18 protein-coding genes and 1 pseudogene are annotated in these 14,080 nt (G+C 46.2%); 16 read left to right on the top strand and 3 right to left on the bottom strand.

Features of this window, described 5'->3' with window-relative positions; translation table 11 throughout:
* The first annotated feature begins 33 nt into the window (after positions 1–33).
* The 3 genes from NSQ57_RS07155 to NSQ57_RS07165 all read left to right on the top strand — a co-directional run bounded on the left by NSQ57_RS07155 (position 34) and on the right by NSQ57_RS07165 (position 2,350).
* Positions 34–1,095 (top strand): SPFH domain-containing protein, encoded by a 1,062-nt coding sequence (locus NSQ57_RS07155; RefSeq protein ID WP_342425846.1) that lies wholly within the window; start codon positions 34–36, stop codon positions 1,093–1,095.
* Positions 1,092–2,093, top strand: coding sequence for a sugar kinase (locus NSQ57_RS07160; RefSeq protein ID WP_029516439.1), 1,002 nt, complete (start codon positions 1,092–1,094; stop codon positions 2,091–2,093). Before NSQ57_RS07155 ends, NSQ57_RS07160 begins: the two co-directional genes overlap by 4 nt.
* A 77-nt stretch (positions 2,094–2,170) precedes the next feature.
* Positions 2,171–2,350: a hypothetical protein gene (locus NSQ57_RS07165; RefSeq protein WP_013309345.1), complete on the top strand. Its 180-nt coding sequence runs from the start codon at positions 2,171–2,173 to the stop codon at positions 2,348–2,350.
* A gap of 76 nt (positions 2,351–2,426) precedes the next feature.
* On the opposite strand, the gene NSQ57_RS07170 is transcribed toward NSQ57_RS07165, so the two are convergent.
* A complete protein-coding gene (locus NSQ57_RS07170; RefSeq protein WP_342425847.1) occupies positions 2,427–3,518 on the bottom strand; it encodes a LuxR C-terminal-related transcriptional regulator in 1,092 nt (363 codons plus the stop codon).
* Positions 3,519–3,690: 172 nt separating this feature from the next.
* Here NSQ57_RS07170 and NSQ57_RS07175 point away from each other — a divergent pair.
* The 13 genes and pseudogenes from NSQ57_RS07175 (at position 3,691) to NSQ57_RS07235 (ending at position 12,740) form a co-directional block, all read left to right on the top strand.
* Positions 3,691–4,505: pseudogene (locus NSQ57_RS07175) on the top strand (class I SAM-dependent methyltransferase).
* The gene (locus NSQ57_RS07180) at positions 4,492–5,577 is read left to right on the top strand and encodes a saccharopine dehydrogenase NADP-binding domain-containing protein (protein ID WP_340954851.1); all 1,086 of its coding nucleotides are present in this window, start codon (positions 4,492–4,494) and stop codon (positions 5,575–5,577) included. Before NSQ57_RS07175 ends, NSQ57_RS07180 begins: the two are co-directional and overlap by 14 nt.
* A gap of 145 nt (positions 5,578–5,722) precedes the next feature.
* Positions 5,723–6,118 (top strand): hypothetical protein, encoded by a 396-nt coding sequence (locus NSQ57_RS07185; RefSeq protein WP_029516441.1) that lies wholly within the window; start codon positions 5,723–5,725, stop codon positions 6,116–6,118.
* Between the two features lie 25 nt (positions 6,119–6,143).
* Entirely contained in the window at positions 6,144–6,701 is a 558-nt protein-coding gene (locus NSQ57_RS07190) for an SMI1/KNR4 family protein (protein ID WP_318626839.1), read from the top strand.
* A 46-nt stretch (positions 6,702–6,747) separates the two neighbouring features.
* The gene (locus NSQ57_RS07195; RefSeq protein ID WP_318626838.1) at positions 6,748–6,918 is read left to right on the top strand and encodes a hypothetical protein; all 171 of its coding nucleotides are present in this window, start codon (positions 6,748–6,750) and stop codon (positions 6,916–6,918) included.
* Positions 6,919–6,950: 32 nt separating this feature from the next.
* A complete protein-coding gene (locus NSQ57_RS07200; protein ID WP_342425848.1) occupies positions 6,951–7,664 on the top strand; it encodes an HAD family hydrolase in 714 nt (237 codons plus the stop codon).
* Entirely contained in the window at positions 7,661–8,248 is a 588-nt protein-coding gene (locus NSQ57_RS07205) for a GNAT family N-acetyltransferase (protein WP_342425849.1), read from the top strand. The genes NSQ57_RS07200 and NSQ57_RS07205 overlap by 4 nt, the downstream gene beginning before the upstream one ends.
* Positions 8,249–8,310: 62 nt before the next feature.
* A complete protein-coding gene (locus NSQ57_RS07210) occupies positions 8,311–8,469 on the top strand; it encodes a hypothetical protein (RefSeq protein WP_209949598.1) in 159 nt (52 codons plus the stop codon).
* 1 nt (position 8,470) lies between these two features.
* Entirely contained in the window at positions 8,471–8,953 is a 483-nt protein-coding gene (locus NSQ57_RS07215) for a DUF2809 domain-containing protein (protein ID WP_029516445.1), read from the top strand.
* Between the two features lie 60 nt (positions 8,954–9,013).
* On the top strand, positions 9,014–10,225 hold the full coding sequence (locus NSQ57_RS07220; RefSeq protein WP_209949683.1) for an SGNH/GDSL hydrolase family protein: 1,212 nt from the start codon (positions 9,014–9,016) through the stop codon (positions 10,223–10,225).
* Between the two features lie 115 nt (positions 10,226–10,340).
* Complete coding sequence (locus NSQ57_RS07225; protein ID WP_029516447.1) at positions 10,341–11,285, top strand: class I SAM-dependent methyltransferase; 945 nt, start codon at positions 10,341–10,343, stop codon at positions 11,283–11,285.
* A 306-nt stretch (positions 11,286–11,591) separates the two neighbouring features.
* The gene (locus NSQ57_RS07230) at positions 11,592–12,149 is read left to right on the top strand and encodes a hypothetical protein (RefSeq protein WP_029516448.1); all 558 of its coding nucleotides are present in this window, start codon (positions 11,592–11,594) and stop codon (positions 12,147–12,149) included.
* Between the two features lie 30 nt (positions 12,150–12,179).
* Positions 12,180–12,740 (top strand): GNAT family N-acetyltransferase, encoded by a 561-nt coding sequence (locus tag NSQ57_RS07235; RefSeq protein WP_342425850.1) that lies wholly within the window; start codon positions 12,180–12,182, stop codon positions 12,738–12,740.
* Positions 12,741–12,747: 7 nt separating this feature from the next.
* Here NSQ57_RS07235 and NSQ57_RS07240 read toward each other — a convergent pair whose 3' ends face one another.
* Entirely contained in the window at positions 12,748–13,089 is a 342-nt protein-coding gene (locus NSQ57_RS07240) for a GIY-YIG nuclease family protein (protein WP_165145001.1), read from the bottom strand.
* Between the two features lie 155 nt (positions 13,090–13,244).
* On the bottom strand, positions 13,245–14,003 hold the full coding sequence (locus NSQ57_RS07245; RefSeq protein ID WP_165145004.1) for a DUF2087 domain-containing protein: 759 nt from the start codon (positions 14,001–14,003) through the stop codon (positions 13,245–13,247).
* Positions 14,004–14,080 lie beyond the last annotated feature (77 nt).

The following is a 14,080-nucleotide window of genomic DNA, read 5'->3' on the forward strand; positions in this document are numbered from 1 at the left end:
AATATAAACTATAAAGAAAGCGGGGAAGCGACTATGTTTGGATTTAATTTTGTTAAATTTCAGCCCAGTGAATATGTGATGAAGGTGAAAAACGGGAAGGTGGTTCGGGAGGGTGTTGGATTATCCTTTTATTACTACGCCCCGACCACCTCGGTTATTGTCGTGCCCGTCTCTTCTATTGATGCGCCGTTCATGTTTGAGGACATGACAAATGATTTTCAGGCGGTGACGGTACAGGGGCAACTGACTTATCGAATTGTGGATTATCGGAGAACGACGCAGATTTTAAACTATACGTATGACTTGAAGGAACGACGGTACATTTCCGATGATCCAAGCAAGCTGGCCCAACGGGTGATTAACATTGCCAAGGTGCTTACCAAAAAATATTTGGAGCGTGTCCCGCTCAAAGAAGCTGTTCAGTCCAGTGAACGTCTGGCCCAAAACATGACAAAGGATATTGCTCAGCATACGGAAATGGAAAAGCTCGGCATTGAGGTTATGGGGCTGTCGATTTTGGCGATTCTACCTAATAAGGAGACGATGAGAGCGCTGGAGGCTCAAGCGAGGGAAGAGATTCTTCGCAACGCGGATCATGCTTTGTATGAGCGTCGTAATGCATCTATTGAGCAAGAGCGGCGTGTGAAGGAAAACGAGCTGAACACTGAGATTGCAGTGGAGACGAAAAAGAAACAAATCCGCGAAACTCAACTCGATGCCGAGCGTTCTGTGAAGCAAAAGCAAAGCGAGATGAAAGAGGAGCAGCTACGATTTGACACGGCCTTGGAGGAGAAAAAACGCGAGCTGATTGAGCTGACCGTCACGAATAAAAAGGCAGAAGCCGATGCCAAGGCCTATGAGCTGACAGCCGTCATGAAATCGTTGCAGGATGTTGAACCGAACGTACTTCAAGCTATGGCTAACATGGATATGAGCCCGGATAAACTAATTGCGATTGCATTCCAGGAGCTTGCAGAAAATGCAGGAAAAATCGGTCAGCTAAATATTACGCCGGATCTGCTGCAAGGTCTCATGTCAGATACGGGAGCAAGCGGATCAGCAGGATCGAGAGGGTCTGGAGGAAGAACACGATGAGCGGCCGAATGACAGAGCAGAAGATCATTTTGGTGAAGCGTAAAACGCGACTGGAGGAACTGATTGTCCGATACAATACGGTGCAGCAGGCTCGCTTCTTTATGGAACGGCTGGGTGCGGATTTCAGTGATTATGTGCTGGAGGACGAAAATTACCGCAGGGCGGTGGCAACGGCAACGTCGGAGTTAACGGCCTTGGGTCGTGTTCAGATTGTGGAGCGGGAGCATGTGCCGAACTTTATTTTTGGTGAGCAGGATACAGTGGTGGTGCTGGGTCAGGATGGGCTGGTAGCCAACACCTTAAAATATTTGACCGAGCAGCCGCTTATCGGCGTGAATCCAGATCCATTGCGCTGGGACGGGGTATTGCTGCCGTTTACCGTATCCGACCTGCGCTGGGTAGTGCCGGATGTATTCGTGCACAGACGGCCAATTAAGGAAGTTACGCTGGCTAAGGCCCGATTAAATGATGGCCAATCCTTGTATGCTGTAAATGATTTGTTCATTGGACGCAAAACTCATGTTTCCGCGAGATATGAGCTAAGGCTGGAGGATCAAGTAGAGCAGCAATCCTCCAGCGGCATTATCGTTTCAACCGGATTGGGAGCGACAGGCTGGCTGACCAGCGTACTGGCTGGAGCGGCCGGAATTGTCGGCAGTGCTACACGGCATCCAATCTCGCTGACTCCAAGCCAGCTGATGCCAGGTACAGCCTTCAGTCAGGAAGGGACAGCAGACGGAATGAGTCATGATCATCGTGCAACCTGGAGTTCGCCATCGCTTTATTTTACGGTGAGAGAACCATTCCCCAGCCGAACGACTGCTGCGGATCTCGTGTTTGGTCAGGTAGCAGCCGAAAAACCGTTACGGATTGCATCGCAGATGCCGGAAAACGGAGTTATTTTCAGTGATGGAGTAGAAAGTGACTTTCTGGAGTTTAATGCTGGCATTGAGGCGATCATTGAACCCGCGGAGAAAAAAGGGCATCTGGTCGTGTAGAGGTTTGTACAGGACGGCAATGGGTAATTATGAGTAAGGTACAACCATCAGATGAAATTAAAAAAGGAGGAATCAACATGAGCGACCACACTCAAGACGAAGCGAAAATCCGCAACAAGAAGGACGAGGACGGAGATTCCTTGATGGAGAAAACGAAGCTGGAAAATGGCGTGGATATCGAGCCTGAGGCTGATGAATGGATTGCGAAGCCCTCACCAGTGTCATACGATGATACGAACTCCTCTTCGAAGAAATAAGGCTCTGGCATTCCAATAGAGCAGTGATGCAAAGACAGATGATCCCTAATCGGGGCATCTGTCTTTTTTACATAGGTTAATTGAATCTGGAATATACCTTCCATACTAGCTCACGACGGCTGCTTACATCTGTTTTCAAGAAAATCGCTTTCAGGTGATCCTGCACCGTGTAGGCAGTAATATGAAGTGCGCTGGCCAGCTCCTTGGTCGAAAAGCCCTGAACAATGAGTTGGACAATTTGTCTCTCTCGTTCGGACCATGAGTACACCTCAGCCATAAGCGGTAGCATGTCAGTTGCTTTAGCAGCCTCAAACCATACGGCTAGCTGCTTCTGTCCCGTATGCTTCTGTCCGCCTTGCAGAAGGGTGGCTCTGATGGTTACCCATGGGGCTCCTGCGTCTGTGGAAGGGATACATAGTCGTGCTGGTGCAGTGGCAGTGGATAGCGCTCGCAAGCATACCACCCGGACGGGAGCCGGAAGACCGTCTTCATGGATTCCCTCCTGCTGCCGAAGCAACTGTAGCCACTGCTCTGCTACTAAATTGGACGAAATCGGTTTTAGCTTATCGGAAAGCATGAGAACTCCTGGCTCAAGTCCATTTTCCGTGATCATGGCAGGGGATGGAGATAAACCGACACTGGCCTGACGCAGATGATAGGCTATGGACGGCGCTAACGCTTCAAGCACTTGTTGCTCTTCCTCGCTGAATACAGGTTTTCCATGATGACGGAACAACGTAAGAAATCCCCAACAGCTCCCTTTGTACATAAACGGAACACGTAGCTCATCTCCGAATCCGGCGGGTTGCAAAACATCTCTATATCGTGTGCTCCGATCCGGTTGGCCATGTGTAAACCCATGTAGCGTCGCTACAGACTGTCCTTCTCGCACCAACTGATCATATTTCATCATATCGTCGTGCAGGTATTCGTATTCTAGCAGTTTGTTATGAATGTCCTCCACACCCGACTCTGTAAATGCCCCTGTGGAAAGCAGCGTACGCGGATCTACCGAGGTACAGCACGCCGCATCGAAAGTAACCTGAGTACGCAAGCGGTCGATTAGGGTGTGCTTGTACGTTAGGGATGAGGGGTCTTTTTTTCCTAGATCAATGATTTGCTGTCGGACGTCCTTAAGCTGTGCAAATTGTGTGTAGTGTGCGTTCATCATTTACTCCTATCGTGAAAGCTGGAGATTCTCAAGCGCGATTATTAAATCCCGCATTTATGGGATGGTGGATATTTGTATTGTCTTTATAATTGAGAATGGTTCTTAATTAAATCTACAATAAACGAATGGTCTGGGAAGATCAAGGCTAAATGTTTGGAGGAAAGCCCATATGAAACAACCCCATATTGAAAATACGGACTCAAACCAGCCTATGAGCTGGAATCATCCGAATGTGCATAAGTACGCGGATACGATTGCTTTAAAAATACCTGGATATGCTCATTTGTACGAGATGACAGACGGTTTGATAGCCGCACAGCTTGAAGCACAAACTCATATTCGAAATATAGATCCAAATGTGCTAATTGTCGGAGCTGGAGGCGGTCAGGAATTGATTACGCTCGGAGGGCGCCATGATGCATGGTCCTTTACGGCAGTTGATCCCTCTGAGCACATGCTGGATTTGGCACGTAAGCGTGTAACACATGCGGGCATCAGTTCAAAAATATCGTTTGTTGCAGGTACGTTGGAAGAGTTGTCTGGAGAACAGCCTGAAGAACAGCGCGAAAAGCACAGCGAAGAATCATGCAGAGAACCGGTCTATGACGCTGCAACCTGCCTGCTGGTGCTTCATTTTCTTCAAAGCTTGGAAAGTAAACAGGCGTTGCTACGCCAGATATCTACTCGACTCAAGCCGGGTGCGCCTTTTTGTTTAGCTTCTATTAATGGGAATTCACAGGAGCCTTCTTTTTCCATCCAAATGCAGGCGTGGAAAGGTCATATGCTGAGCCAGGGCATTTCACTGGAGGATTGGGAACGATTCGCTGCTTCCATCGGTCGTGAGTCAAACCCAGTGTCCAATGCGGCAATACAGGAACTGTTGATAGATGCAGGCTTTACCCACATCACCCGGTATTATGGTGCTTTTTAGTAAATGCATGGTTTGCAGTTAAAGAGGGAGGGACAGCTTATGACAAAGGATAACATCATCATCATTGGCGGGTATGGCCATGTTGGAAAAATTGTATGTACAGAGTTAAGTGAAATGTTTCCCGGCAAGGTATTTGCCGCAGGTCGTAGTCTGGAACGGGCCACTGAATTTAGCCAACGATCGAATGGTAAGATACGGCCCTTGCAGCTTAATATTCATGAGCCGATGGACCCGTCGATATTAGAGCAAGCCAAATTGGTAATCATGTGTTTGGATCAGGACAATACGGCCTTGGTACGTGCCTGCCTTCGACATGGGGTGCATTACATGGATATTACCGCGAATGCGGACTTTTTGAGTCAGGTGGAGCAGTGTCATCAGGAGGCCCGAGCTCATCAGGCCACAGCCCTGTTAAGTGTAGGATTAGCTCCGGGACTGACCAATCTGTTGGCACTGCAAGCGACACAGCTCATGGATCAGACGGATGAGTTGAATATATCTTTGATGCTGGGTTTGGGAGATCGACACGGTCAGGCTGCTATTGAGTGGACAGTAGATCAGATTCATGCCGATTTGGAGGTTATAGAACAGGGACGTTTTGTGACTCGAAAAAGCTTTACTGGCGGAATAGTGGCAGATTTTGGTGCAGGAGTGGGTCGTCATCGGGCGTATCGATTTCCTTTTTCAGATCAGCAGACACTTCCTCGTACGCTCAAAGTTCCTACGGTTAGCACACGCCTTTGCTTCGATTCGCGCTTGACCACTCGGCTTCTAGCAGGGCTTCGGACGATAGGAGTTTCAGGTCTACTCCGACAGCAAACCGTGCGTGATGCAGTGGTTCGCAGCTTTAGCAAGGTACATATAGGTGGGAATGCTGTAGCGGTCAAGGTAGATGCTCGAGGAACTCTCAATGGCAAGGAGACGAAGGTCGAATGTCGGCTAAGGGGTCACCATCAGTCTGATTTAACCGCTAAGGCAGCCGTCTTTGCAGCGCTCGCCCTGTACCGTTCAGAACTTCCATTCGGTGTATTTCATACGGAGCAGGTTTTTTCATGGAATCGCATGCGGGCTTGGTTAGGGCAGCAAGTAGCCGCAGATATTCAGGTGAACGGACAGCAAGCATAGAAGTCATACATTCTAATAAATGAATCTCATATAATCCAAGCTTATTCAGCAACGCATTGCGGATAGGTCTTGGATTTCTTTTCCTGTTAGATTACACTAGAATGAAGTACATATTTTTGGAAAAGACCTAAGGGGATGATATGAAATGTGGAACCCCTATGAAAATAGCAGACAGCATCCGCACGATTTTATAATAAAATATCGATTTTACACACCGGAAGAAGGAGGCAGGAAACAGCTGCCTATTCAGGGTTATCGCTGTGATTTTGCCTATGAGGGTGACGACATCGGGAATACGGGAATTTATGCCATACATCCTGAGTTTGAAGATGGAGATGGTCAACTGATTATGGATGTTGGTCGTCCTGTTCAGCGGGAAGGGCAAGCGAGAATGTGGATTTTGTTTGGAGAAATGAGGAAAAAGGTACACCGACATCGGATACAGGTAGGAACAAGGGGATATTTCATGGAAGGTCCGCGCCGTGTTGGTGAAGTTGAAGTTACAAGCCTGGTAGGCCTCTTGACCAATCCGGTCAACTAGGTAGTTGCTGAGGAGTCGATAAGAGATGGATATCGCTTATATCATAGATTTATTACGTAAACACGATGTGACCCTAGCTCCAGGCTTATCCATGCAGGAGATTACCGACGTCGAAAGCAGGTATGATATTCACTTCCCGCCCGATTTGCGGGAGCTTCTGATGAGTGTTCTTCCCATCGGTAAAAGCTTTATCCCTTGGAGAGATACGTCACCACAGCGGATGGGTGTAATTCGGCAAAGGTTGAATTGGCCGTTAGAAGGTATGATTTTTGATGTGGAGCAGCATATATTCTGGCCTCCCGAATGGGGCGAAAAACCGGCAGATTCGGCGGAAGCTGTTGATATATGTAAACGTGAGTTTTTACGTGTGCCCAAGCTAATCCCAATCAACGGACATCGATATATCCCAGAGCAGCCATCTGAAGAAGGAAATCCGGTATTTTCCGTATATCAAACGGATATTATCGTGTATGGGGAATGTTTGCAGGAGTATTTCAAGCTGGAATTTGGGGAGAAGCCTTATGAACAAATTGATTTTAATGCCGTAAAAAAAGTGCGTTTTTGGAGCAGCTTGTGTGAGTGAGTATCAGGAAGGTGAATAAGTCGAAACGAAGGAAGGGGAGCATGATGTGAAGGTGGAGCAGGATTTGGAAGAAATCAAAGAAAGGTTGACCCAGATCGAGATCAAACTGGAACAAAAGTCGACCTCCAAGAGAATCTTAAAGTACATGATCATTATTTTCTTTTCTATTTTTCTTCTTTTATTTCTAATCGGAATTATTCAATTTGTTTCAACCTAATCGGGCAAGAGGATGAAGGAAGGGAGCTATTTATGTCCATAGAAGCGATTGTTTTTGATCTGGATAATACTCTTATTCATCGTAAACAGGCGTTTGCATCATATACAGAGCGTTTTATAGAACGATTTATAGTGGCAGAAGAACCGGCGATCCGCGCGGCTGTCGTTGAACAGATACGATTGGCGGATCGGGACGGATACCGGGATAAGAGGGAACTGTATACCGAGCTGCATACAGACTTGGAACTGAAAAATCCCGATACGTCAGTACAAGAGATGCTGGGCTTTTGGTATAGTGAATTTCATAAGTTTACGGTGTTGATGGACGGGGCCAAGGAAGTATTGTCCGAACTGCGGTCGCGTGGCTTGAAGCTCGGTATTATTACCAACGGCTCACTCCGCACGCAGCAAGCGAAAATCGACCGAGTTATGCTGAGGGATTATGTGGATTCTATTATCGTATCGGGTGGCGTCAACATCCAGAAGCCTCATCCTCGAATTTTCGAGTTGGCTCTGAATGAGCTGGACATTGTCGATCCCGACCATGCCTGTTATGTAGGCGATCACCCGACAAATGATATTCGTGGTGCACAAAGTGCAGGATTGCATACCATCTGGCTGGAAGGCTTTATGACGTGGCAGGAAACGGGCATTGTACCGGACTATCAGATTGGGAGTTTGCGTGAAATCACAGGTTGGCTGGATCGTCGCAGTTATTCAACGAATAAGGAGGAGGGTGCATCATGAGTATGGAGCAGCAACCGAATCCGATTCTCTTATCGTTCCCTGATCAATTCCAAACGGAACGATTGACCATACGCGCCCCGCAGTGGGGGGATGGGGCGGCAGTCAATGAGGCGATGCGAGAGAGTGCGAATGAACTGCGGCCTTGGCTTCCGTTTGCAAGAAATCTTCCTACGGCAGAGGAATCTGAAATCCGTTCGCGCCAAGCCAGACTTAAATTTCTGGATCGGTCTGATATGATGTTGTATATATTTGATACGGTTTCGGGAGAATTTGTAGCCAGCAGCGGTCTGCATCGGATTGATTGGGATGCACGAAGATTTGAAATTGGGTATTGGCTCAGAACATCATGGACCGGAAAAGGCATTATCACAGAGGCCGTGCACGGTATTACGAATTTTGCCATACAGCATTTGAATGCCAATCGGGTGGAGATTCGTTGTGATTCCAGAAACACGCGCAGCGCCAAGGTAGCGGAACGTGCAGGTTTTACACTGGAGGGGATTTTAAGAAACGTCGAGTATGATGAAAAGGGGAGCATGGCACACGAAATGGTTTTTGCCAAGGTGCGTGGTATTGAATTTTAGTATCCTCACATGAATAGTTTGGAAGTTGCTGATATGTTTGTACGATATTACGGAGGCTCATTATGATTAATTATATTATGAAAAATACAGACAAGTTGGTGTGCATACAATATGACATCAGCAAAAGGTTCTGCAATCTTGCAAACGCTATCCAAGAGAGGGTGCTTAAAAATTTCCCGCAGCTTGGCGAAGATGTCCCAGCATTAGGACAGGTGATTTAGCATGAGGAGCGTTCGTAAGAGCGTCAGCAGGAAGGCCAATCGGGAAATAAAGGCGAAATTCCGCTGGAAGGCCCGTGCTGCGTACCTTGTTGCTGTGCTGGTCACGATCTTGTTGGGTTTGGGAAGCCGAGTTTTCTCCTCCCAGTTGCCTGAATTCGTTGCTAATCACTTTGGGGATGCCTTGTGGGCGTGCATGATTTATTTTGGGCTGAGAATGTTGGGGGTGAATCGTCAATTGTCCGTAGCCCTGTGGGGCAGCTTGCTGTTTTGCTTCGCCATTGAGTTCAGCCAGATGTACCAGGCTCCCTGGATTAACCACATTCGGGCAACGACACTGGGCGGCTTGGTGCTTGGGAAAGGGTTCCTGACCGCGGATCTGATCAGGTACACGGTTGGCATTGTGGTATCCTGGGCGCTGGACCAAGGCTGTCAAAAGCTAGCGGGGATCAATACACGTATAGACGATGACAAACCACTCAAATAATCTGAAAAGCGAGGGTTGCGCTTGAAACAAAAGGGAAAGCGTCACAGGTTGTTCGGTAAGATGATTGGATTATGCGCAGGGTTCAGCTTGTTGTTTGCAACCATACTTATCCCAGGGCAGGCATTAGCCGAAAAACAGCTTGTGGCACCTCTTCGTTTTGATTTTGGCCCCGGCAAGGTAGCTGACGGCTACACCCAAGTCACTGCCAATGATGTTTACACGCCTGAGCGAGGCTATGGATTTACCGATCTTTCCAAAGTGAATGAAGAAGATCGTGGTGGAAGTGATGCTATACGCTCAGATTTTGTTCGTGTTCAAGGATCATCCTTTGTTGTCAATTTACCACCGACGGATTACACGCTTTCCCTGATTGCCGGAGATACTGCCGGAAACACAGACATTACGGTTAAAGCCGAGTCCATCGTCAAGGTAGAACCTACTGCTAAAACAGCAGGACAATTTGTCGAGGCTGGATTTGAACTTGCACTCATCGACGGTCAGCTCGAATTGTATTTCTCAGGTAATGAAGCGAAGATTAACGCTTTGGTTATTACCCCAAAGGATGCTCGAACGGCTGGAGAACATCCTTCGGTATACCTTGCGGGAGATTCTACGGTTCAAACCTATAAATCCGCGATGAAGCCTCAGGCGGGCTGGGGGCAAATGATTGCTCCGTTCTTCACAGATGAGCCTATTTTTGTGAACCGTTCTATTGGTGGACGAAGCACGAAAACCTTTCTGGTACAAGGGCGGTTAGATGATATTTTACGCAATATCCGTCCAGGAGATTATCTGCTCATTCAGTTTGGGCATAATGATGCCGCGATCAACAACCAAGAGCGTTATGTTTCACCCGCAGATTACAAAGTTTACTTAAAAACCTACATTCAAGGAGCCATCCAACGCGGTGCAACACCTGTGCTAATTACTCCTGTTGGCCGCCGGGATTATGATGCGGCAAGTGCCTCGTTTCGGATTAGTTTCCCGGAATATGTGCAGGCCATGAAGGAAACAGCATCGGAGACAAATGTTGCACTGGTCGATCTTAGCCGCTTGAGCGTAGCGTACTATGATACACTTGGACTGGAAGGAACACTCCCGTTATTTTTGCATGTGGAGCCAGGGGTGTATCCTGCATTTCCTGATGGAGTGAAGGATGATACTCATTTTCAGGAATATGGTGCGGAGCAAATAGCTCGGCTGGTAGCTCAGGGAATACGTGAGCTGAATATTCCTTTATCCTCTTATGTACAGGTGGAAGATTCGCAATAGAACATTATTTCCATAGCCATGGTATACTTAGAAAATAAGCTGGCCCTACCCAAAGATAACATTGTTTAGGCTTGGGTAGGGCTTTAATGTTCTGGATCTTAAGGAGGAAGCGAGAATGACAGTCGCTCAACTTCATAAACTTATTAACGGTCAACTCCTGTACAATCAGCATCGGAGTTTATTTTATATGCGCGAGGGTTCTGTTCTGTTAGGACCTTCAACGGAAATGACGTACTGGCTGACGCAGAGAAGCTCAGAACTGATGCTCATGCTTCAAGGCTTGAAGCGCCAGCATATGTATAACGCTTTTGTGACGGATGTAGCGGCTAAAATACTGTCCCAGTTTGTAAATACCAATCAATATCTACATTTTCACACAGCTCATGTGAGGGAGCTTACGGAGCTGTATGATCGACTTTTCACCCGTATTGAGAAACTGTTCCAGAAGAAATTTATAGATAGAGCAACCTTGGACTTACTGCTTCAGCAGCATTACGGGCATTTGAGAGATTTTTTAACTCGTACCAACGGACGTGAAATGTTTGCTAAGTATGCAGAGTGTGAGTATACCTTTTGGATACCTTGTGAGGAATATACGCCGGAGTTGCAAGCCAATCTGCTAGGATTGGACATTGCTCGTTTGCAAGAGCCTGTTCTAGATGTTGGTTGCGGATCTGAGGCACGGTTGGTTACTTATTTACGTGCCTGTGGAATTGAGGCTTACGGAACAGATCGGTTGGCTGAAACAGAAGGTTGGGTCACTCAAGGAGATTGGTTAGAGACCACCTTTGGGGAACGCACATGGGGAACGATCGTTTCACATATGGCATTCTCCAATCATTTTATACATCATCATCTGAAGGCAGATGGTAATATTCATGAGTACGCTCGCAAATATATGGAATTGCTTAGAGCCATTCGGCCCGGAGGGAGTTTTATTTACAGTCCGTGCCTTCCATTTATGGAAGGGCTTTTGGATGCCCGAATGGGTTATCAGGTAGAGTATATCCAGTCATCTGAAGGTTACAGGGCCACGAAAATAACGCGTATACATTCATAAGCGCTAGTAGTAGTCCATTCATTTGTCAGATTCCTTCTTGGAATGGTATTATAAGGATAGATATTACTCTATTTGGGATTCAGTTGATGATAGAAATTCTCATGACGCTAATTTGACACCATAGAGGATGATCATTAGCAGCATGGCTGCACTGAATAATAATGATTAGCCTACGGATAACTGAATTTTAGGGAAGATTAAACCATATTTTCCTAAAAGCCGATATATGGGAATGAGGCGAGAACATACTGTTATTAAACCCGCCCGAAAATGGATGTATATAATTGGGTTAGGAGAGTAGAAGAAGTGTCAGATCTGTATACGAAAAAAGAAGTAGAAGATTATGTAACCAACGTGGTTTTCGAACGACCTTTAGGTGTAAGCATTTCAGCCATTTTATTGATCTTTAATGGAGCACTTCTGTTGGTGACCCAGCTATTGACGCTTAATGCATTAAATGAGGCTGCTACGTTAGTAGGCATTTGTAGGGGCATGTTTCAAGGATTTATCGCGTTACTTGGTTTGGCAGGGACGACTGCCGGTATCGGCATGTTATTTGGTAAGAAGTGGGCTTGGTGGCTGGCAGTATTTTATTTTACATATGAGACCATGCGTTATACGTGTGCAATTCTGTTTATTCCAGATGTCCCTCCAACGTTGGGCGGTGTACAGTTAAACCCTGCTTTATACTACGTAAAATATGGTATGCGTATTATTTGGAATTTGTTGTTTACATTGTTCATGTGTCGTAGTAAAGTAACAGGTTTTTTTCAAACAAGTGGAATCAGCAAGTGGAGAGCATGTATTGCATTATTCTTCATCAATGGAGTGATAGTTGGGATTGGCTGGTGGCTGATAAGATAGGGTTCTTCGATGTGAAGGAGGAGATAGATCATGGCAATGGAAACGTTTCCGGTTTTAGAAACCGATCGGCTTCGTTTAAGACAGCTTACAGTAGGGGATGCGGAGGATGTGTTCGGTTATTTCTCCAAGGATGAGGTCACACAATATTACGACTTGGAAAGCTTTACAGAGGTAGAGCAAGCCGAAAAATTTATTCGTTCGATGCTAACCAGATATGAGAAGCAAGAGGGCTTTCGTTGGGGGATTACGTTAAAAGAAGCTCCTGAGCGGATCGTGGGTACAATTGGATTTCATAACTGGCAGAAGGAGCACTCCCGTATTGAAATCGGCTATGAGCTGGCACCGGAATATTGGCGGCAAGGTCTGATGACAGAGGCGATGAAGGTGGTCGTGAATTATGGCTTTCAATTGCCGAAGGTTCACCGTATAGAAGCCTTCATTGATCCAGATAACGAAGGCTCCAAACGGCTGCTACTCAAAAGTGGCTTTACTAAAGAGGGTCACCTGAGAGACTATTTTTATGAAAAGGGTCAATTTGTCGACGCTGTTATTTTTGGATACCTTCGGGAAGAGCATCCCGTGAATCGGTAAGTTTAGTTTACAAATACCCTTTGTCCCCGTAAGGCTGGAGTCGATCAAGCCAGGTCTGCTCCAGCTTTGCTAGTGCATCTTTGACATCAAAGAACGCGGATTCCTTTTTCTTCAAAACGTCCAGCACTTCAAATTCAAACGAATCTTCGCCGTACTCATTCCATTCCTGTTGTAGTTGTTTATTCTTAAATCCACCCATATTTAGCTCAAAACGCCGTCCATTCAGCGACTTTAAATTCGGCGTAGAAGAGACGAAAATTTTCTCATTACGTGTGTTGCGAATGCAATAGATTCCTGCCTCTGTCTTCATCTCCATGTATTGCTGCACCAGTTCTTTTCTTCGATTCATTGTCGAATCCTCCTATTTGAGCATTTTGCATAAATCCCAAGAGCATTTTCAAATCAGCAATGTATAGATCGAAACGCTTTAGTTCGTCTATATATTGTACCTACGAGCGTTGGGAATCGAATTATGCAAAATGCTGATTTCATAAGCGCCTAGCTTCAAGATTCCTTCAACCAATATTCACTGCCATCCGGTTTGCGATCCAACAGACTGTATTCAATCATATATCTTCGCACCGTGACATAATCGTCATACACTTCCTGTAAAATCGCATTGATATCCTTCTCATGATATATTTGTCCCTTCATAAAACGGCCCGCAATTTCACGCAGCACAATCAGCTTGTGCTTTTCTTGCATTTTAAAGGTCTTAAGGCGCCCGTCTGTACCATTCGGAAAATACTTCGTGAGTACCTTTTGCTTTTCGTCTTCTGTAATGTTGTAGCGTTCGTCCACCATCCGTGCTCCTATGGGTACTTCTACAATGGCGGGAGCGTGACGGTCCTTCTCCTTTAGCAGCTCCATTAATGTGAGAAATACCTTGGCCTGCCGTTCTTTTTCTTTGAGACCAAAGCGATGATTACGTATGGTGGATGCGCTACCGATTCCGGTTTCCTTTTGAATATCCGCATCACCCATGCCTTGATAAAATAACTGAAGCAACCGATTCTGATGATCTGTCAGTCCAGTCAGCTTTTTGTCCAGGCCGATCAAATAGTCAAAGACCGAACCATACGTGCGCTCAATATGAAGGCGCATGTACCTCTCCGCGTCATAAAATACCCCTTGATCCTGATATATGATGCCTTGCTCAAATCGCTGTCCGTCCAATAGGCAAATTACCTGCTCTCCTTGGCGAATATATCCACGCTTCAGTTCTTCAATACCAGCATTCCAGAATAGTTCGGAATGATCCATTTTAGCAAACACCTCAATTAAATGATGATTATTTTATAGACAATATAACATTTTGTTTATTTTAAATCAATGAGTGG

Source organism: Paenibacillus sp. FSL L8-0502 (assembly GCF_038593055.1).
Classification (GTDB): domain Bacteria; phylum Bacillota; class Bacilli; order Paenibacillales; family Paenibacillaceae; genus Paenibacillus; species Paenibacillus polymyxa_D.